14 protein-coding genes are annotated in these 20,702 nt (G+C 65.6%); 6 read left to right on the forward strand and 8 right to left on the reverse strand.

Annotation, left to right across the window (positions count from 1 at the left end; translation table 11 throughout):
* Window positions 1–3: 3 nt before the first annotated feature.
* From BTM36_RS22710 to BTM36_RS22725, 4 genes are read left to right on the forward strand one after another with little or no spacing between them, the layout of a single operon-like run.
* Window positions 4–327 (forward strand): hypothetical protein, encoded by a 324-nt coding sequence (locus BTM36_RS22710; RefSeq protein ID WP_077238059.1) that lies wholly within the window; start codon window positions 4–6, stop codon window positions 325–327.
* On the forward strand, window positions 328–792 hold the full coding sequence (locus BTM36_RS22715) for a lytic transglycosylase domain-containing protein (RefSeq protein WP_077238060.1): 465 nt from the start codon (window positions 328–330) through the stop codon (window positions 790–792). It abuts the gene before it with no gap.
* Window positions 793–837: 45 nt separating this feature from the next.
* Window positions 838–1,701, forward strand: a complete 864-nt coding sequence (locus BTM36_RS22720; protein WP_077238061.1) for an A24 family peptidase — start codon at window positions 838–840, stop codon at window positions 1,699–1,701.
* Window positions 1,702–1,705: 4 nt separating this feature from the next.
* The gene (locus tag BTM36_RS22725; protein ID WP_077238062.1) at window positions 1,706–2,092 is read left to right on the forward strand and encodes a hypothetical protein; all 387 of its coding nucleotides are present in this window, start codon (window positions 1,706–1,708) and stop codon (window positions 2,090–2,092) included.
* Window positions 2,093–2,434: 342 nt separating this feature from the next.
* Here the strand turns inward: BTM36_RS22725 and treY are convergent, their stop codons facing one another.
* From treY to BTM36_RS22760, 7 genes are all read right to left on the reverse strand, one after another.
* Entirely contained in the window at window positions 2,435–5,416 is a 2,982-nt protein-coding gene (gene treY / locus BTM36_RS22730; RefSeq protein WP_077238063.1) for a malto-oligosyltrehalose synthase, read from the reverse strand.
* Window positions 5,416–7,698, reverse strand: a complete 2,283-nt coding sequence (gene malQ, locus BTM36_RS22735; protein ID WP_077238064.1) for a 4-alpha-glucanotransferase — start codon at window positions 7,696–7,698, stop codon at window positions 5,416–5,418. Before malQ ends, treY begins: the two co-directional genes overlap by 1 nt.
* Window positions 7,695–9,599, reverse strand: coding sequence for a malto-oligosyltrehalose trehalohydrolase (gene treZ, locus BTM36_RS22740; protein WP_077238065.1), 1,905 nt, complete (start codon window positions 9,597–9,599; stop codon window positions 7,695–7,697). The genes malQ and treZ overlap by 4 nt, the downstream gene beginning before the upstream one ends.
* Window positions 9,596–11,857 (reverse strand): glycogen debranching protein GlgX, encoded by a 2,262-nt coding sequence (gene glgX, locus BTM36_RS22745; RefSeq protein WP_077238066.1) that lies wholly within the window; start codon window positions 11,855–11,857, stop codon window positions 9,596–9,598. Before glgX ends, treZ begins: the two co-directional genes overlap by 4 nt.
* A 1-nt stretch (window position 11,858) precedes the next feature.
* A complete protein-coding gene (glgB, locus tag BTM36_RS22750; protein ID WP_077238067.1) occupies window positions 11,859–14,282 on the reverse strand; it encodes a 1,4-alpha-glucan branching protein GlgB in 2,424 nt (807 codons plus the stop codon).
* A gap of 183 nt (window positions 14,283–14,465) precedes the next feature.
* Window positions 14,466–16,085: a glycogen synthase GlgA gene (gene glgA, locus BTM36_RS22755; protein ID WP_077238068.1), complete on the reverse strand. Its 1,620-nt coding sequence runs from the start codon at window positions 16,083–16,085 to the stop codon at window positions 14,466–14,468.
* 613 nt (window positions 16,086–16,698) lie between these two features.
* Window positions 16,699–16,926, reverse strand: a complete 228-nt coding sequence (locus tag BTM36_RS22760) for a dodecin (protein ID WP_077238069.1) — start codon at window positions 16,924–16,926, stop codon at window positions 16,699–16,701.
* Between the two features lie 443 nt (window positions 16,927–17,369).
* Between BTM36_RS22760 and BTM36_RS22765 the strand changes: the two genes are divergently transcribed.
* A complete protein-coding gene (locus tag BTM36_RS22765; RefSeq protein WP_039875641.1) occupies window positions 17,370–17,552 on the forward strand; it encodes a hypothetical protein in 183 nt (60 codons plus the stop codon).
* A 158-nt stretch (window positions 17,553–17,710) separates the two neighbouring features.
* Here BTM36_RS22765 and norR read toward each other — a convergent pair whose 3' ends face one another.
* Window positions 17,711–19,312, reverse strand: coding sequence for a nitric oxide reductase transcriptional regulator NorR (norR, locus tag BTM36_RS22770; RefSeq protein ID WP_077238070.1), 1,602 nt, complete (start codon window positions 19,310–19,312; stop codon window positions 17,711–17,713).
* Between the two features lie 167 nt (window positions 19,313–19,479).
* Here norR and hmpA point away from each other — a divergent pair, with 167 nt between their 5' ends.
* Window positions 19,480–20,673 (forward strand): NO-inducible flavohemoprotein, encoded by a 1,194-nt coding sequence (gene hmpA / locus BTM36_RS22775; RefSeq protein ID WP_077238071.1) that lies wholly within the window; start codon window positions 19,480–19,482, stop codon window positions 20,671–20,673.
* Window positions 20,674–20,702 lie beyond the last annotated feature (29 nt).

Below are 20,702 nucleotides of genomic sequence, written 5' to 3' on the forward strand. Positions count from 1 at the left end.
GCGATGCAGGCTGCCGACTTGATGCTGATTCTGCTGTTCCTGCTGCTGGCCTACGGCGGCCCGTTCTTGCTGGGTTACCTGTACTTCCGCCTGCGGCGTGCACGCTGGCGTGAGTTGCCGGTCGCCGTCGCCGGTCGGACGCGTACCACGGTTCTGCCGCTACTCTGCGTAGCGAGCCTGTTGCTGGCCTTTGTACTGGGCCACCTGCGGGTGTTGAGCTACCCCGGCGCCATCATGCTGTCGATGGTGCTGGGGGCACCGGCGTTCTTTTTCAGTGCCGCCCTCGCGCTCAAGGCCAGCCCTCCTTCACCAGAGGACGGGCACTGAATGCTTCGGAGCTACAAGCCCCTGGCATTGGCCATCACACTGGCCGTTGCACTGGCCGGCACCTTGTGCGTCGCGCCGGCAGCAGCGGCCGAGCTGTGCTTCGAACAGGCGGGGACCCGCTATGGCGTGTCCCCGCTGATCCTGCAGGCCATTGCGCAACAGGAGTCGGGCCTGAACCCCAGGGCCCTGCACCGCAATGCCAATGGCACGCGCGACATCGGCATCATGCAGATCAATTCCAGCTGGCTTGGCTTTCTGGCGCGCCATCACATCAGCGAAGCAGATCTCCTCGATGCCTGCACCAACATCCACGTCGGCGCCTGGATACTCGGCTCCAATTTCCAGCGCATGGGTGTGAGCTGGGAGGCCGTCGGTGCCTACAACGCCGTCAGCCCCGACAAGCGCGCCCGCTACGCCACCCAGGTTATCGGCCGCCTGCGCCACCTGCTCAAGGACGCCATGTAGCAGCGGTGCCGCTGCAGCCCTCTTTCCCCCTTCAAGGAACACCGCATGCTTATCTTGCCCGACATGTCTTATGACCATCCCCTCGTCGTCTTCTTCATGACCTTGATGATCGGGCTCTGTATCGGCAGCTTTCTGAACGTGGTGATCTACCGCCTGCCCGTCATGCTAGAAGCCGCTCACAACGCCCCTGGCGAGCAGGCGTCGACCGCCCCTGAAGAGGGACCGGAAACACTGCCGCCCGCCATGACGCTGGCCTGGCCCGGTTCCCATTGCCCCGCCTGCAAGCGGCCGGTACGTGCTGCCGAAAACATCCCGGTCCTGAGTTACCTCTACCTGCTCGGCCGTTGCGCCGGCTGCAAGACCCACATTCCGGTGCGCTATCCGCTGGTCGAAGTGGCCAGCGCCGTGGCGACCGTCGCCACCGCCTGGCACTTCGGCCCGACCTCGCAAACCGTCGGTACATGGCTGCTGCTATGGACGTTGATCGCCCTCTTCTTCATCGACCTCAATCACCAGATCCTGCCGGACTGCCTTACCCAGCCATTGCTCTGGCTGGGGCTCTTCTTCAATTCATTTGCCGCCTTCGTGCCGCTGCGCGAGGCCTTCTGGGGTGTGGCTGCGGGATACGCGGCGCTATGGAGCATCTACTGGATCTGCTTCTATTTCACCGGCAAGGAGGGGATGGGCTACGGCGACTTCAAGCTGCTTGCCGCGCTCGGCGCCTGGTTCGGCTGGGGACCGCTGCTGCACATCATCGTGCTGGCCTCCACCGGTGCGGCAGTGGTCGGCCTGTGGCAGACGAAAGTGCGCCACCGTGACCCCGACCAGCCCATGGCCTTCGGCCCCTACCTGATTGTCGCGGGCTTGCTGGCCTTGGTCTGGAGGGAGCAACGGTGGATTGTCCTCTGACGTCATGGAAAAAAGCTTGCTCGACTTTTTTCGGACCATCGTCGATGTCGCGCACTCTGCCGTTGCGCGCTCGTCCCAATGGCCGCGCCGGCACAGGAGGCCTAACGATGCTGGGCACTTCTTCGTAAAGCCTCTGATGTATTTCATCACCGGTTCCCTTGCTGCCGGCTTGACGCTTCTTCTCACGGATCAGCTATTTTTTTCGCCCCGGAGATTTGTCACCATCATCTTTTATCTAGCGCCGTTTGCGGTGGCATGTCTCGTCCAGGAGATCGCCCACTACCGCATGAAAACTGATTCATCTGCGTGCCCACGCACCTACCTTTCGCAGTCGCTCTGGTACTCATCTGGTTTCGCGTCAATCAAGTTTTTCTATTTCTCCGCCCTCTAGCGCAGAACGAAAACCTGAGTCGCGTGGACGCACCCGTCGATGGCATCTGCTTGGCGGTCGTCGTCACCGACGCATTTCTGTCGGACTTCCATTCAACCGAAAGGTCAACATGATTGAACAATCCTAGAAAGCATCACACCCCTCATTACGCCATCTTCCGGACTTGATACGCGTCTCAATCCGGCTAATGTCGGGGTCGAGGCCAACTCTGATGGTGGCTACAAAACCCATGGCAATACTAGCCGCTTAAGAAGCGCCGGCAGCAAAAACTGGCAGCATGGCAGCAGACCCGGGCAACATCGACCCGGGGCTGCTTCGAGGGGAGGCGCCCCCCTCCTTCCCTCACTCCAGATGCAACTCCAGCATCTCCACCGGCAAACTCCCCAGAATCTCCGCCACGGCGATGCTGCCACCCCGTTCGCCATCGGGCATGGCGCATTCCTCCAGCTGACCCTGGCCGCTGGTGAGGACGCTACGCCAGACGCGCATGCCTTGCCAGGCCTCATGCGACAGTGACTGCGGGAGCGCGATGCTGGTATCGCCCCAGGCCTGGGCAGAGATCAACGGCAAGGCTTCTTCACGACGTCCTTCGAAGGACAGCAGGTGGCCCGCCAGTCGGGTACAGATGACGACCACCACCTGTAGGCCCTGCGCTTCATCGCCCTGCTCCACCGGCAGCAATCTGGCAAAGGCGATGACGTGGCGCGCCAGCTTGCCATGGGCCGTGAGGGGGATGTATCCACCGTCGGCGAAGAGTGGCGCATGGCGGCGCCGGTACTGCAGCACCGCATGGATCAGTTGCTGCTTGGCGCCGCCGCTCTGCCATTCGCGCAGGGAGACCGGGCGGCTGGTGGCCTCGTCCAGACGACGCGCGCGCAGGGCGAAATCCACCGGTCGGCGATTGTCTGGGTCGACCATGCTCAGGTCCCAGAGCTCGCTACCCTGGTAGAGGTCCGGCACGCCTGGGCTGGCCAGCTTGAGCATGGTCTGCGACAGGCTGTTGATGGCACCCAGCGGGCCCAGGCGACGGACGAAGTCTTCCAGTTCGGTGAGGAAGGGATGATGGCGCGGGTCCAGTCCGGGGTCGCACAGCAAGGCGCGGGTGAAGCGTTCGCAGGCGTCTTCATAATCCTGCTGGGGTGCCACCCAGTCGCTGCGCCGCTTGGCTTCGCGCAGGGCCTTGCGCTGCCATTCGATGACGCGTTCGGCCAGTTGGCCCAGGGCGCTCAAGTCGTCGTCGCCGGCACGCATGCCATCGGGCCAGGCGCCTACCAGCGTCTGGTAGAGCATGCTTTCGTCGACGGCGTCGATGCCGCCCTGCGGACCGGCGGTGGCCGCGACGATGGGGGCATTGAGTTGATGCCAGTGGCGCAGCACGGTGGCCCATTCCTCGGCGATCTCGGAGAGCGCGGCCAGGCGCATGCGGGCATCTTCGCCGCGCTTGTGGTCGTGCGTACCAGTGGCCAGGAGGCTGTAGGGCGTCTGTTCGGCGCGGCGCGCGGCCAGCTGGTGGAAGTGCGCCACGGAGAGCGAGAGGTGGGCCGGTTCGGCGCCCACTTCGTTGCGCGACAGCAGGCGCCCATAGCGATAGAAGGCGGTGTCTTCCATGGACTTGGCCGTCAGCGGCGGCGTCAGTTGCTGGAAGCGGGCGATGGCGCGCAGTTGCAACGCGCGGCGGCGGGCATCGCTGCTATTGAGCAGGAGGTCCCCGCCCAGCCAGCCTTCCACCACATGCAGCGTCGGGTGGTCGGCGGCGTGCAGGGTGGTCGCCGCCGTGCGGGCGGTGCGGGCCAGCAGCTCACGGTCCAGGGCGGGCATGCCTTCGGCGTTGGCATAGGTGCGATAGACCGGGAAATGCACCAGCAATTCGGCCACGCAGCGACGGATGGACATCCGTGTCAGGTCGCGGGTCTGCGTTGCGGTGCGGGCGAGCTGGTGCAGGCAGTGCGTGAGGGCATTGAATTCGGCGGCGAAATTGCGCACCAGAAAACTGCGGCGCGCCTGCTGCACGATGGTCGGGAAATGGCTGAGCTCGCCCGCTGCATGGCCCTGCATGTGATCCACTGTCGGCGTGACTTCGCCGACGATGTCGCGCCACAGCTCTTCCAACACCGGTTCGCCTTCGCCATCGTGCAGGACGGCTGCGCACTGGTCCATGAATTCATAGCCGGTGCTGCCATCGAGTGCCCAGCCGGGCGGCAGCATCTCGTCGCCGGCCAGGATTTTTTCTGCGATCAGATAGGGTTCGTGGCCGGGTCGCAGGCTGCGCAGACGCGCCCGCAGGCGCTGGCAGTAGGCGGCCGGGTCGGTCAGGCCGTCGATGTGGTCCAGGCGCAGGCCGTCGATGAGGCCTTCCCCATAGAGGCGGAAGATCTCGGCGTGCATGGCCTCGAACACATCCTCGCGTTCGACCCGCATGCCGACCAGTTCGCTGACTTCGAAGAAGCGGCGCCAGTTGATCTCGTCAGCCGCGTTGCGCCAGTAGGCCAGGCGGTAATGCTGGCGTTCCAGCAGTTCGTGCATGGCGCTACGTCCATGCGGCTGCACGGCGGAGAAGGCTGCCAGGGCGGCGTCGATATCGGCCAGCACATCGGGGTCGGCGGCCAGGCTGCGCATCAGATTGCAGGCCTGCGCTGCCCGGCGGTACTGCTCGGGGTGACCGGCTTCGACCGCCTGGAAGGCGCTGATGAGCTCCGCCAGACGTGGGCTGCCGGCGGTCTCCAGCACCACCGCGTGGTCTTGCATGGCCAGGGGGAAGACGTTGTCGTGGTGCGCCACATAGAGCTCACCCCGTTCGGTATCCAGGCGTAGCACCAGTTCGCCGGCTTCCAGTGCCTCGGCATAGGGCTGGCCGAGGAAAGGCAGCAGGACCTTGCCGGCCAGGGCCGGGTCGGCACTGTCCCACTCGATGTCGAACCAGTCGGCGTGGTGGCTGTGACGGCCCCAGCGGAGCACATCCTGCCACCAGGCATTGTGTTGGCCCACGGCCATGTGATTGGGGACGATGTCGACGATCACACCCATGCCCTTGGCATGCAGGCGCTGGCACAGCTGGCGCAGGCCTTTCTCGCCGCCCAGTTCGGGGTTGATGCGGGTGGCGTCCACCACGTCGTATCCATGGGTGGAACCGGGACGGGCGACCAGGATGGGTGACAGGTAGTAATGGCTGACACCCAGGCGATGGTAGTAATCCACCACCTCGGCGGCATGTTCGAAACGGAAATCGCGATGCAGCTGCAGACGGGCGGTGGCGCGCGGGATGTCATTGCGCCCACGGCGGTCACTGCGCTCACCATGCGGATGGGGTGCGGTCGGGTCGGGCATCAGGTCTCCTTGGGGCCGCAGCCGCGCACGCGGCGCAGGCGTTCCAGCCTGGCCCGGGCGGCATAGGCGGCAAACAGCTGTGGCGTATCGGCCGGCAGGCGGCGGCGCCAGTTGGGGTGGGGGTCGGTCAGGCCGGGCAGATTGGGTTGCTGGCTCAGGCCGAGGATATCTTCCACCGGCACCACGGCCAGCGGTGAGGGCGTGGCGGCCACCATATCCAGTGCGGCGTCGACGGCGATGGCGCAGTCTTCCAGGCTGGCAGGATGGTGTTCTTCCGACACCTCCTCGACGAGGGCCTGTGCCACCTCTGGCAAGGGGCCGCTGGCCCGTCCCTGCTCGACCAGGCTGTGCCACAGCTGGCGGCGGTCCTGGCTGCGCTGTTCCTGCGCGGCGGCCACGCCTTCATCCAGATGGCCCAGGCGGTCGCGCCAGGCGATGTCGGCACCGGACCACCATCCGGCCACGGTGGGCAGGTCGTGCGTGGTCGTCACGGCAATGGCCTGATCCGACCAGTCGGCCGGCGGCAGGAAGCCGGTTTTGTCACGCTGGAACAAGAGCACGCGGATGCCGGCCACGCCCGCCGTATCCAGTGCCTGGTCGAAGCCGGGTGGCACCGTACCCAGGTCTTCGCCGATCACGACGGCCCGGTGGCGCCAGGATTCCAGCGCGATCAGGCGCAGCAGGTCCTGCTGCGGATAGCTGACGTAGGCACCGGCATCGGCGTCCAGTCCTTGCGGCACCAGCCAGAGCCGGTTCAAGCCAAGCACGTGGTCGATGCGCACGCCGCCGCCCTGGGCGAAGCAGGCGCGCAACATCGCCAGGTAGCCCTGGTAGCCGGTACGGCGCAGGGCTAGCGGCGAGAACGCGCCCAGCCCCCAGTTCTGGCCTTGCGGGGCCAGGCGGTCCGGCGGCGCGCCCACGGTCAGGCCGGCGGCGATCTCGGCCTGATGGCTCCAGGCCTGGCTGCCGCCATTGTCGGCACCGACGGCGAGGTCGGCGATCAGGCCGATGGGCATGCCGGCATCGCGGGCGGCCTGCTGGGCCTGGCCCAGTTGATGCGCGGCCTGCCATTGCAGGAACAGGTGGAAATCGATCTCGCCGGCATGCTGTTCGGCGAAGGCGCGCATCTCGGGGGTCTCCGGATGCAGGCCGGCCTGGCCCCATTGGCGCCAGTCGCAACTGCCGGCCACGCCTTGCGCGGCCAGGTGGTGGCTATAGGCCTCATACAGCGCATGCGCATGCAGGGCCGCGCCCCCGGCACTCTGGAAGGCCTTGAAGGCGGCCTGATGGTGTGCGTGCTGTCCCTGCCCCGCCTGTTCGGTACGGAACAAGGCGTACAGGCGGCGCAGCAACGTCAGGCGATGCGCACCAGCGCGCTGCCAGTCGATCAGGCTGGCCTGCTGCAGGCGCTCATGGGCGGCGATCATTTCCGATCCCCCCTCGGCCAGCACCTGAGCCTGGGCCTCTTCGCCGAGAATGCCGGCAGGGTCGATCAGGAAAGGATTAAGGAACAGCCGGCTGGAAGGCGAATAGGGGCTGCTGCGGCCGGGGTCGGCGGCAAACATGGCGTGCAGTGGCGACATCGCCAGCGCCGCTGCGCCGTACTCGGCTGCCATCGGTGCCAGCGCCTTGAGCGCGCCGAAATGCCCGATGCCGCCGTCGCCGTAGATGGTGCGGGCCGGGTTCAGGCTGTCGCTGCGCAGACCATAGACCTGGGCCGCCAGTGCCCAGCCGCGCGCGCTGCCACGGTCGGCCAGGGCGTCGGCAATGGTGTAGCAGCGCGCGGGGGCGATGGCCAGCGTGAGGATATGGCCGGCCACCAGCAGACGGTGATAGCCGAGCACCTCGATGGGCGGCAAGGTCGGCGGGCGGTTCAGGTCGGAGGAAATCAGCAGCATCAGGCGTGCGCCGTTTTCCAGCTCCACGCGGCAGGACAGGCCGTGCAGGCGCGAATGCATGGGCAGCGCCACCGGCTGGTGCAGCACCCCGGTCAGCAGCGGTGGCAGGTAGCCCACCGCCTGCTGACGATCCAGCTCGGCCAGGCTGTCGCGACAGTCGCCCGGGCTGGCACAGGGCAAGCCCAGTGCGGCCAGAATGGCGCGCAGCGCGTCTTCCTGCACCACCTGCGGCTGGTCGTAGGCGTCGGTCCATTGCACGGCGATGCCGGCCTTGCGTGCCAGGCGATAGAGATCGCTTTCCTGGGTGACCGGGGCCGGGGCCGGGCGTGGCACGGGAGCTGACATTCGGGATGGCGCGGCTTCGCGCATGACAGTGCTGCTCATGTCGGTCTCCCGATAGGCTGGGTCGACATCGTGTCCGCGGCCGGTTCACGCAGGGCCAGGATGGCGTGCGGCGGGAACGTACCCTCGGCCAGGGTTTCCAGCACGGCACCACTGTCGAAGAGCACATCGGCGCCAGCCGGATGGGCCAGTTGGTCCAGCGACTCCTGCAGCGGCTGCTCATCCAGGTTGACCGTGATGTTGAGCACGCTGCCGTTGGACAGGCGCCAGCGCGCCTGCACCGCCTTGGGACCGATGGCACGGGCCTCCAGCGCGCGCGCGCCGCGCAGGTAGGGTGCGATATGCAGCTTGCGGATGTGCAGCAGTTCGGCCACACGGCGCAGGCAGGCCGCCGAACCCGGTGCCGGACCCGGCTCGGGGATGGATGAGACGAAGGTGGCGAAGCTGTTGGGATCGGGAATCTGCTCCAGCAACTGCGGATCGGCGAATTGCGGGAAGCGGGAAAATTCGCGTCGCCGCCCTTCCCGCACGGCCGTGGCCAGGGCCTCGTCCTGATGGCTGGTGAAGTACAGGAAAGGCTGCACGGCGCAGAATTCCTCGCCCATGAACAGCATCGGCACTTGCGGCGCCAGCAGGATCAGGGCCTGCGCGGCATGCAGGGCCAGCGGATGGGCCAGTACGGTGAGCCGTTCACCGAAGGCGCGGTTGCCGATCTGGTCGTGGTTCTGCAGGAAGTTGACGAAGGCCGTAGGCGGGAGCTCGGCGCTGGGTTCGCCGCGGGGCTCCCCGGAGTACGGAGAGACCTCGCCCTGGTAGACGAAGCCCTGCTGCAGGCAGCGCGCCAGTTTCTCGGCCGGCTGCTCGGCGTAGGCGCTGTAGTAGCCGCCGTCTTCGCCGGTCAACAGCACATGCAGGACATGGTGTGCGTCGTCATTCCATTGGGCATCGTAGACATGGCTGGTACGCGGCCGCACTTCGCCCTGATCGGGATCGGCGACCTGTTCGCCCTGGTCACCATAGCCCAGCAGATGGGCGGCATTGCCGTCGTGTTCCAGCACCAGGTGGACATGACGTTCGGTACCGATCTCCTGGCGGATGCGATGGCCCAGGCTGACCAGCCAGTCCGGCTCGCAGATGGCATGCACGGCATCCAGGCGCAGGCCGTCGAAGCGGTATTCCTGCAGCCAGTAGAGGGCATTGAGGGTGAAGAAATCGGCCACCTCGGGGCGCCGGAAATCGATGGTCGCCCCCCACAGGGTGTTGCTGTCGTGCCGGAAGAACTCCGGAGCATAGCTGTTGAGATAGTTTCCGGCCGGGCCGAAGTGGTTGTACACCACATCGAGGAACACCATCATCCCCAGACCATGCGCGGTATCGATGAGCGCCTTGAGTTGTTCGGGCGTGCCATAGCTGGCGTCAGGGGCGAAGGGCAGCACGCCGTCATACCCCCAGTTGTGGGCGCCGGGGAATTCGGCCACCGGCATCAGTTCGATGGCGGTGATGCCCAGCTCGGCCAGTTCCGCCAGGCGCTGCTGGATGCCGGCAAAGCCACCCATGGCGCCGGGATGGAGCTCGTAGAGCACCGTTTCTTCCCAGGGCCGGCCTTGCCAGTGCGGGTATTGCCATTGGTAGGCGTGGGCATCCACCACCACGCTGGGATCGAAGACGTCCCCGGCCTGGCCGCGCGAGGCCGGATCGGGGACGGTGACTTCGCCCTCCACCTTTGAGTGCAGGACGTAGCGATAGAGGGTGCCGGGTTCGCAGGCGGTGTCCAGTACGTACCAGCCCGGCGCCGCGGAATCGGGTGACATCGGCAGGCGGCCGCCTCCGGTGATCTCCACCGCAGCCGCATCGGCGCCAGGTGCCCAGATGCGAAAACGCACCTGACCAGGCGCCGTGACCTGGGCGCCAAAAGGCAGCGGCAGCGAAAAGCGGGCCGTCATGCGCGCTCTCCCCATTCGTTGCGGGCAATCCATTCATTGGCCGCCAGCGGGTAGATGGCCGAGGACAGGTGCAGCGGCCGGTTGGCGAACACTTGCAGGCTATGGGCCTGTACCTGCACCGTGGCACTGCCCTGCACCCTGGCCGCTGCACCCTCGCCTTCCGGCATGCCGGTGGGCTGGGCGCTGTCCAGCAGGAGACAATATTCGCCTTCGGTGCGGGGGAAGTGGAATTCGATCGGCTCATGACCGGCATTGACGAAGATCGTCAGCACATCCGGGATGGCTTCGGGAATGTCGCCGGGCGCATCGGTATTGGCGGCGTCCTGGATGCGCGAACTCAGCTGCTTGTGCGCCTCCTGGCGCTTGCCGGCCAGTTGCAGGGTGATGGCGCGGGCCACCGGGTTGTTCCAGTCTTCGCTGGAGACCGGGCGCGCCGCCTCGTCGAACCAGGCCACATCGGGCAGGCCGTCGGCCACCATCTGCGCGCCATGCAGGAAATAGCTGGCGCGCAGGACCTCGAAGTCGCGGCGGATGGCGGTGACGCGGCCCACGAAGGCGGTCAGCGCAGCGCCTTCGGGCGAGCGGGCCTGCTCCCAGTTGATCCAGGAGATCTCATTGTCCTGGCAGTAGGCATTGTTGTTGCCGCCCTGGCTGCGGTTGAATTCGTCGCCGGCCAGCAGCATCGGCGTGCCTTGCGCCAGCAGGGTCGAGGCCAGCATGGAGCGTTGCACATTGGCGCGGGTGGCCTGGATGGCGGCATCGTCGGTCTCGCCTTCGGCACCCCAGTTGTAGCTGGCGTTGTCGTTGTGGCCGTCGTTGTTGTTCTCGCCATTGGCCTCGTTGTGCTTGCCGTTGTAGCTGACCAGGTCACGCAGGGTGAAGCCGTCATGCGAGGCGATGAAGTTGATGCTGGCCCAGGGCTTGCGGCGATGGTGTTCGAACAGCTCGGCCGAACCCAGCATGCGCTGGGCGAAGCCGCCGCGCATGGACTCGTCGCCCTTCCAGAACTTGCGCATGTCGTCGCGGAACTTGTCGTTCCATTCGCCGAAACGGGCCGGATGGTTGCCCAGCTGGTAGCCGCCGGGGCCAATGTCCCAGGGTTCGGAAATGAGCTTCAGGCGCGACAGCACGGGGTCCTGCAGCAGCGCATCGAAGAAGCCCGAACCGGGGTCGAAGCCATGCGGTTCGCGCCCCAGGGTGGAGCCGAGGTCGAAGCGGAAGCCGTCGATATGGAAGGACTGCGCCCAGTAGCGCAGCGAATCCAGCACCATCTGCAACACCCGCGGGTGTGACAGGTTCAGCGTGTTGCCACAGCCGGTGTCATTGATGTGATAGCGCTCCTGACCGGGCATGAGGCGGAAGTAGCTGGCATTGTCCAGGCCGCGGAAGGACAGTGTGGGGCCCAGTTCGCTGCCGCAGCTGGTGTGGTTGTAGACCACGTCGAGGATGACCTCGATGCCGGCGCTGTGCAGGCGTCGCACGGCCATGCGCAGCTCGTTGGGGTCGCCCATGGACATGTAGGACGGCTCGGGCGCGAAATACGAGAGCGTGCTGTAGCCCCAGTAGTTGCTCAGGCCCCGTTCGACCAGGAAGCTGTCCTGCAGGAAGGCATGCACCGGCATCAGTTCCAGTGTGGTCACGCCCAGGCGCAGCAGGTGGTCGATGAAGGCCGGATCGGACAGCGCGGCGAAGGTGCCGCGTTCGTGCGGCAGCAGGTCTTCGCGCATCCTGGAGATGCCCTTGACGTGGGCCTCGTAGATCACGGTCTTGTTCCACGGCACCTGCGGCAGGCGGTCATGTTCCCAGACGAAGGCGTCTTCGGTGACCATGGCCTTGGGCATGGCGGCGGCGCTGTCGCGCCGGTCGAAGGACAGGTCGGCGCGGGCCGAATGCAGGCGGTAGCCGTAGAGCGCATCAGTCCAGCGCACCTGGCCCACCAGGCGCTTGGCATAGGGGTCCAGCAGCAGCTTGTTGGGGTTGAAGCGATGGCCCTTGTTGGGTTCGTAGGGGCCATGGGCGCGGAAGCCATAGACCAGCCCCGGGGCGGCGCCTGGCAGGTAACCGTGCCACACCTCGTCGGTGCATTCGGGCAGCTGGATGCGCTTGAGTTCGCGCTTGCCGGAGGGGTCGAACAGGCAGAGATCCATGCGGGTGGCGTTGGCCGAGAACACCGCAAAATTGACCCCCAGGCCATCGGAGCTGGCGCCCAGGGGGTAAGGCAGGCCTGGCATCAGGCGATCAGGAAAGGCGACACTCATTTCAGGACTCTCTACGCAGGATCAGGGTGGACAGCGGCGGCAGGTTCAGTTCGATGGAGTTGGGGTGGCCATGCCAGCCCATGTCCTGCACCTCGACCCGGCCCATGTTGCCGCTGTTGCTGCCGCCATAGACGGCGGCATCGGTATTGAGCACTTCGCGCCACACACCGGGCTGGCCCGGTGCGATGGGTGGCACGCCAATGCGGTAGTGGGTGCGTGGCACCGGGGTCAGGTTGACCACGATGAGCACCGGCGGCCCCTCATCGGCGTAGCGGAAGTAGGCCAGCACGCTGTTGACGCTGTCGTCGCCGACCGCCCAGGAGAAGCCGTCGGCGCGGCAATCGCGCTGGTGCAGTGCCGGTTCGCTGCAATAGAGATGGTTCAGGTCGCTGACCAGCTGGCGCAGCTGGCGATGGCCGGCCGGGTGGCCGCCATGTTCGTCCAGCAGATGCCAGTACGGCGACTTGTCGTGGTCGAACTCGTCGGGCTGGCCGAATTCGCTGCCCATGAAGAGCAGCTTCTTGCCGGGGTGCGTCCACATGAAGCCATAGTAGGCACGCACGTTGGCGAAGCGGCGCCATTCGTCGCCCGGCATCTTGTTGAGCAAGGCGCGCTTGCCATGCACCACCTCGTCATGCGAGATCGGCAGGATGAAGTTTTCCGAGAAGCCGTAGAGCAGACCGAAGGTCATGTCGTGGTGGTGATAGCGGCGGAACAGCGGGTCATGCTGCATGTAGCGCAGGGTGTCGTTCATCCAGCCCATGTTCCACTTGTAGTGGAAACCCAGGCCGTGATGATCGGCCTCGTCCTTGACTTCGGCGGTCACGCCGGGCCAGGAGGTGGATTCCTCGGCAATCATCAGCGCGCCCGGGCAGCGCTGGGTCACGACGGTGTTGAGCTCGCGCAGGAAGGCCACGGCTTCCAGGTTTTCGCGGCCGCCATGGATGTTGGGCACCCACTCGCCAGACTTGCGGCTGTAGTCGCGGTAGAGCATGGAGGCCACCGCGTCCACGCGCAGGCCGTCGACGTGGAAGTGTTCCAGCCACTCCAGGGCGCTGGCGATCAGGAAGCCACGCACCTCATTGCGGCCGAGGTTGAAGATCAGGGTATTCCAGTCCTGGTGGAAGCCTTCGCGGGGGTCGGCGTGTTCATACAACGCGGTGCCGTCGAACTGTGCCAGGCCATGCTGGTCGCTGGGGAAATGCGCCGGCACCCAGTCCAGCAGCACGCCAATGCCAGCCTGGTGGCAACGGTCGACGAAGGCGGCGAAGCGCTCCGGTTTGCCGAAGCGGGCACTGGGCGCGAACATGCTGATCGGCTGGTAGCCCCAGGAGCCACCGAAGGGATGTTCCATCACCGGCATCAGTTCGATATGGGTGAAGCCCATGCCGACCACGTAGGGGATCAGCTCATCGGCCAGTTCATCCCAGGTGAAGTTGCGATGCGCCTGTTCAGGCACGCGGCGCCAGGAGGCGGGATGCACCTCGTAGATGGACATGGGCGCCGAGCGCGACTGGCGCTGGGCACGTTCGGCCATCCACTGTTGGTCCTGCCAGACATAGGGACGGGCATCGGCCACCACCGAGGCGGTAGCCGGCGGCGGTTCCGTGGCGCGCGCCACCGGATCGGCCTTGAGCGGCAGCAGTACGCCATCACGGCCGAGGATTTCGTATTTGTAGACATCGCCAGGACCGATGCGGGGGATGAACAGCTCCCACACGCCCGGCTCATGGCGCAGGCGCATCACGTGACGGCGCCCGTCCCACTGGTTGAAGTCGCCCACCACCGAAACGCGCTCGGCATTGGGTGCCCAGACGGCAAAGCGGGTGCCGGGCACGCCATCGATTTCCATCGGGCGCGCGCCCAGGCAATCGGCCAGTTGACGATGGCGACCTTCCTGCAGCAAGTGCAAGTCCAGCTCGCCCAGCAGCAGACCGAAGGCATACGGATCTTCGGTGCTCTGCACGCTGCGGTTGCCGTCGGGGATATGCCAGTCCACTTCCAACACATAGGGGACCTGGTAGCGGCGCTGCTCCAGACCGGTGACGACACCGCTGAAGAAGCCGCTGGGCGAACCGTTGAGCGGATATTGCTGCAGCTCGCCCAACAGGGCGCCGCTATGCCGGCAGCGCACGCGGACCGCTTCGGCGCCGGGGTGGAAGCAACGAATGGCGCTGACGCCGCTGGCCTCGCGCGCATAGCGAGGGCCGAGCAGGCAGAAAGGCTGGTTCAGGCGCCCTGCCAGCAGGGCTTCCAGCAGGCCCTGCTCTTCAAAGGACAGGGACAGCGCGGTTTTCTCGAGGGGAGGAAGGGACTGCTCCGGGCTTGCGCCGGGGGCATGATGGGGGGGCGCCGAGCTGGCGTCGGAAGACGAATCCGCGGAGTCCAGGGATTCCCTATACGCCATGACAGACATGCCGGACATGCACACTCCTGTTGTTGTTATCTGGGTTGATCGAAATATCGATGGTCAGCATCCGGCGCACCGCGTGGCGGCACGCCGGCAAACACCTTCCCTGCCGCGTCCCTGATGGATGCAGGGACGCGGTCGGGCTTGAAAGAAAATTGTCAAAAGACGGCCGCAGCTGCCACGGCTGCAGCGACGCAATCAGGCCGCCGCCACGGCCGAAGGTCCGGCAACCACACCCGCCAGGGCCGCGGCAATGGCCGCCGCCGGACTGACCATGCCAGCCACCCGCTCATGGGCAACTGCGCCGTGGGCGACCTGCGCTGCCGGTCGCTCCACCGGCAAGGGACGCGGCGCAAACAGTGGGCGCACGGCCATGTCCGCCACGTGGGCATAGGCGTCGATGTAGGCGCGGGTGGGGCCGGCCCAGTCGCAGTCGATGCTCATGGCATTGCGCTGGATGGACTGCCAGCGCTCGTTGTCGCTGTAGAGCGCAAAGGCGCGGGCGACGGCGTGCTGCATGTCTTCCACGCGCTCGCCTTCGAACAGCACGCCGGTGGCGCGTTGCGGATCGAGATCGGCGTCGCATACGGTGTCGACCAGACCGCCGACACGGGAGCCGATGGGAATGGCGCCATAGCGCATGGCATACAGCGGGGTCAGGCCAAAGGGCTCGAAACGGGTCGGGTGCAACAGCATGTCGCTGCCGGCATGCAGCGCATGGGCGCGGCGCTCGTCATAGCCGATATGCACGGCGATGCGGCCAGGATACTGGCGGGTGAGTGCCAGGAAGGCGTCTTCGTAGTCATGGTCGCCGCAGCCCAGCACCACCACCTGCAGACGCGGATGGCGCTCCAGGATGCCCGGCAATGCCTCGATGACGACGTCGGCCATCTTCTGGTGCGAGATGCGGCTGCCCAGGCCCATCACCGGGGCGAAGGGATCGACCGGCAGGCCGAACAGCTTTTGCAGGTCGCGCTTGCAGGCAGACTTGCCCTTCATGTTGCCGACGCTGAAATTGCGGGCGATCAGCGGATCGTTGGCGGGGTTCCACAGCTCGGCGTCAATGGCATTGGGGATGGCGCGCAGGTCCAGCTTGCGGAAGGACAGGATGCCGTCCATGCCGCAGCCGAAGCGCGGGGTCATGATCTCTTCGGCATAGTTGCGGCTGACGGTGGAGACGCAATCGGAGAAGCGGATGCCGGCCTTGAGGAAGGACAGCTTGCCCCAGTATTCCACGCCATCGCCGGTCAGCAGATGCTGGGGAATACCGATCTGCTCGGCCGAGCCCAGCGCGAAATTGCCCTGGAAGGCCAGGTTGTGGATGGTCAGCATGGTACCGATGTGATCCAGCCCGCGCAGCTTCAGGAGGCAGGGAATCAGCCCGGCGTGCCAATCATTGGCGTGCACCACGTGCGGTGCCGGCAGGCTGGTCTCGCCGGCGCAGATGGCCACGGCCGCATGCGAGAGGTCGGCGAAGCACAGCGCGTTGTCGCTGAACTCCACGCCATCGGCATCGAGATAGGGGTTGGCGCCGCGCTGGCGGAAACGCGCGGTATCGAGCAGCAGTGCCGGCACGTCGGTGCCGGGGACCGTGCCGCGCAGGAGCCGGCCGGCGCCGCCGGGCAGTCCATGCTTGAGACCGATCTGTACCGTCTCGCCGAGATTGCGCACCGCCTCCGGATAGGCGGGCATGAGGATGCTGGCGTCGATGCCGACTTTGCGCAGCGCTACCGCCAAAGCGGTGATGACGTCGGCCAGGCCACCGGTCTTGACGAGCGGTACGGCCTCCGAGCTGACTAACAGAACTCGAGCTTGCAAGATGGACCCCTAATGTGTGAAAGCACCTGAGATGGAAAGCACCCTTGGCTCGTCGCATCGCATTGCATCTGCGCCTCGGCCGGGCTTGATCCGGTGGCCGGGCGAAGACATGTCCTTGTTGTTATGTTGGCCTGGACAAACTTTTGAGCGCCGATGATTACGTTATACGGATCAGGATCAGCCCTCACTATCGGACAGCGGCCTGAGATCGCGTAGGATGAATCCTACTGTTGCAGCGCGGCGAAAAAACCGGAGCTGCACGCTGGGCAGAAATCCGTATTGGTGACGAGGCCTGCTACCGCACTGCAAGAAAACGCAAACGCCGCCGGGGCCGCGAAGGGCGGGCCGCAGTACGACGAATTGACGACGAATTGACGATGAAGAGGGTGCAGTGCCGGCGGTTCAAGTGGCGGTGCTGGCGTGGATGCCGTGGCTGCCGTGGCGAGTATCGCCGCTGCACGCGGTGATGAACCCCCACTTTAGCCAAAGGAGCCTGAAAGCCGCCAATTGAACCTCGCTATATGGGGACCAGCCCGATTGCGGCCCTGTATCCCTCATCCGTGGGAAGGGCCGCCCAAGCTCTGCCGTGCCGTCCACGGCATGGCTGGCGGGATCAGGCCTCGACCCGGAAGCCGATCTTCAGACCGACCTGGAAATGGCCGATGCTGCCATTTTCGACATGGCCACGGCACTGGGTGACCTCGAACCAGTCGATGTTCTTGACGGTCTTGACGACGTCGGCCAAGGCATTGCGGATGGCCTCGTCGCTGCTGTTGGGCGAACTGCCCACGACTTCGATGATCTTGTAGGTGTTGGAATTGTCGTGCTTGCGCTCGTTCATTGGGACTCCTTGCATGAGGTATGAGGGGATGGACGATTCAGCAAGGCTAGCCGCTCATGCCGGCAGCCGACATCGGCCAATGCCACCAGTTGGCGTAGGAATCGATGCGCAGGGCTAGCGGGACTCGGGTACCAATCGGCAAGCTCGCGCATCGGGGGCCTGAAACTCACCTTGCATTGCTGCGCAGCAAATTCGAAGCGAATGGCAGGTGCTTATCCTTGCCCCACCCCAACATTTCGCGAGTTCCTACAAAAATTTAGGTCGCCGAACACCTGTTGCAGCGCAGCTAAAACGGCTAATATGCTTTCATCTGGTTTGCCAAAACGTTCACATATCGGCCGCGATGTTTCCTCGCCGGCCCCTGCGAACAGGATTTGGCAGCCCTGCCCGCCGGCCCTGCCGGCCGCGGGTCTGCACAAGATTTTCATCCCTTGGAGAACATCATGTCGCAACTCAACCCTGGCATTCCAGGCAGCCCGCAGCAAGGGGCTCCCGTCAAAGCGATCAGCGCACCGCCGGAAGACCTGCAACACGTCAACGACGATGCCGCCGCCGCCCGCCACCTGACCGCCCTCCGCATTCGCGGGCAACTGGCGGAACTGGACAGCGAACGGCCACAAGCCTGAACTTCCCGGCGTCGTCGGTAAGACGCTGCGGCCAGTGCTCACGGGTATCTACCCGGCGAGCACTGGCCGATTTTTTTAGAGCGTGTCGACTGCTGTGCCTGCGCTCTCGGGCTCAGGCGCCCTGCTCTCCTGCTCAGGCCCTGTTCCTCCTGAAGCCATCAACGCAATCCCAGTCTGCGGACCAGTCGGCTCAGGTTGGCCCGGTCCAGCCCCAGCTCGCGTGCCGCAGCCGCCAGGTTGCCCTGGTGTCGCTCCAGGCTGGCACCGACCAGCTCGCGCTCGTAGCGCTCCACTGCATCGCGCAGTGACAAAGAGAGCGGCCCCGGCGTGGCGCCGGTCGGCTTGACTCCCGCGACAGCACTCCCCATTGCCGCGCTTGCATCGGACGCGAGCGCCAGCGGCGTGCGCAGATCCAGCGCCTCGGCGTCCAGCGTGAGGATGGATGGACGCTGCGGCTGTGCTGCCAGGGCACGCAAGGCGCTGCGGCCGACCAGATGTTCCAGCTCCCGGATGTTGCCCGGCCAAGGGTATTCCTGCAGGGCGCGCTGGGCGTCGGCGGACAGCCGCAGGCTGGTCAGACCCAGTCTTGCGCGGTTCTGCTCCAGGAAATACCCGGCCAGCAGCAGCACGTCGCGACCCCGCTCACGTAACGGCGGCACCCGGATGGGAAAGACCGACAGGCGGTGATAGAAGTCGGCGCGGAAGTGACCGCGCTTGACCTCTTCGGCCAGGTCGCGATTGGTGGCGGCAATCAAGCGCACGTCAACCCGATGTTCACGGTCCGAGCCCACCCGCTGCAATTGCCCGCTCTGCAGTACCCGTAGCAGTTTGGCCTGCACCGCCAGCGGCAACTCGCCGACTTCATCCAGGAACAGCGTGCCACCATCGGCCATCTCGAACTTGCCGCGACGGTCAGCCACCGCACCCGAGAAGGCGCCCCGGACGTGACCGAACAGTTCACTCTCGACCAGGGTGTCGGGCAAGGCGGCGCAGTTCAGGCTGATCATGGGCTTGTGGGCGCGGGGCGAGGCGGCATGCAGGGCGTGCGCCACCAACTCCTTGCCGGTGCCGGTTTCGCCGCTGATCAATACCGTCATGTCGCTGGGTGCGGCCATGCGTATTTCTTCCATCAGCTGGCGCTGGGCCGGGCTCTGGCCGATCAGTTCGCGCTTGCCCTGGCTTTCCTCCAGCCCGAGACGATAGGCTTCGGCGCGCTGACGCGCCTGTTCTCCGGCTTGCGAGAGGTCACTGATGCGCTCGGCCACGTTGACGGTGGCGGCCGCCAGCGCGGCAAAGGCATGCAGCGAGGCCATGTCGACCCGGTCGAAGCGGCCTGGCCCCAGCGCATCCAGCGTGACCAGTCCCCAAGGACGGCCGTTGACGGTCAGCGCGCACCCCATGCAATCGTGCACTTCCAGCTGGCCGGAATGGGCGTCGTTGAGCCCGTCGACCAGCCCATCATAGGGGTCGGGCAAGCTGGAATCGGCCGGGAAGCGCGTGGGTGCAACATTGGCCAGCAGCACGCCGAAGCGCGGATGATCTGCCACCCGGAAGCGCCGCCCGAGGGTGTCGCCAGAAAGACCGTCGATGGCCAGCGGTACCAGCACCTCGCCCTCCAGCCGCAGCAGCGCGGCCGCGTCGCAGGGAAAGAGCGTGCGCAAGGTCTGCAGCAGGCGCCGGTAGCGCTCCCGATCATCGATCTCCCGGGAGAGGTCGGCCACCAGCGGCAACAGCGCATCCAGCAAAGCCTTTGAGGTCATATTGACTACCAATAAAGTGAATTAAAGTCATTATGACACAGGTAAAAATGACATGGATATTTCCTAAGTCATTGATTTTATTAGGACATGATGGTGGCACGGCTTTTGTAATACATCAGGGCAGACCGGTACTCCGGCACCTCCACTCCACCACTGAAAGGCCCAGAATGCTGACCGAAGCCCAACTCGCCATCGTCAAGTCCACCGTCCCCCTGCTCGAATCGGGCGGCGAGGCCCTGACCACGCACTTCTACCAGATGCTCATGCGTGACTATCCGCAAGTGCGTCCGCTGTTCAACCGTACCCACCAGGTCAGCGGCGACCAGCCACGGGCGCTGGCCAACGGCGTGCTGATGTATGCCCGCCACATCGACCGCCTGGAAGAACTGGGCCCCCTGGCGGCACAGATCATCAACAAGCACGTCGCCGTGCAGGTCATGCCCGAGCACTACCCGATGGTGGGCGATTGCCTGCTGCGCGCCATCCGCGAAGTGCTGGGTGCGGACATCGCCACCGATGCCGTCATCGACGCCTGGGGCGCGGCCTATGGGCAGTTGGCCGATATCCTCATCGGCGCCGAGCGCCAGCAGTACGACAGCAAGGCCGAAGCGCCCGGTGGCTGGCGCGGTGGCCGCCATTTCGTGGTCAGCCGCAAGGTGGCCGAGAGCGAGGAAATCACGTCCTTCTACTTCGTGCCGCAGGATGGCGGCAGCCTGCTGGACTTCGAACCGGGCCAGTACATCGGCCTGCGCATGATGGTCGACGGGGAGGAGCAGCGTCGCCAATATTCGCTGTCGGCGCCGCTGCGTCAGAACGGTCAGCCGGCGCAGTACCGCATCAGCGTCAAGCGCGAAGCCAATGGCAAGGTCTCGCGCCATCTGCATGACCAGATCCATGTGGGGTCGGTGGTGGAACTGTTCCCGCCCTCCGGCGAGTTCACCTTGACCGCCAGCGCCAGGCCGCTGGTGCTCATCAGCGGTGGCGTCGGCATCACGCCGATGATGAGCATGCTGGTCGCGGCCCTGCCCAGCGGCCGCCCGGTGCACTTCATCCATGCCGCCCGTCATGCGGGTGTGCACGCCTTCCGTGGCGCGCTGGAAGAACTGGCCGCCCGCCATACCCAGCTGCAAGTGCGCTTCTGCTACGAGAACCAGCGTGCCGGCGATGTGGCGCCGCATGCCCACGGCTTCATCGATGCCGCGCTATTGCAGCAGTGGCTGCCGGCCGATCGTGATGTGGACGCCTACTTCGTCGGCCCCAAGCCCTTCATGAAGGCCATCAGGCAGGCGCTGGAGGAACTGGGCGTGCCGGCGGCGCAGGCGCGTTACGAATTCTTCGGACCCGCAGCCGCCCTGCAGTAATGCCCCTGCCCCCGCAGCCGGCCGACCTG

The sequence above is a fragment of the Herbaspirillum sp. VT-16-41 genome (genome assembly GCF_001994935.1).
In the GTDB taxonomy this organism is placed as follows: domain Bacteria; phylum Pseudomonadota; class Gammaproteobacteria; order Burkholderiales; family Burkholderiaceae_D; genus Herbaspirillum; species Herbaspirillum frisingense.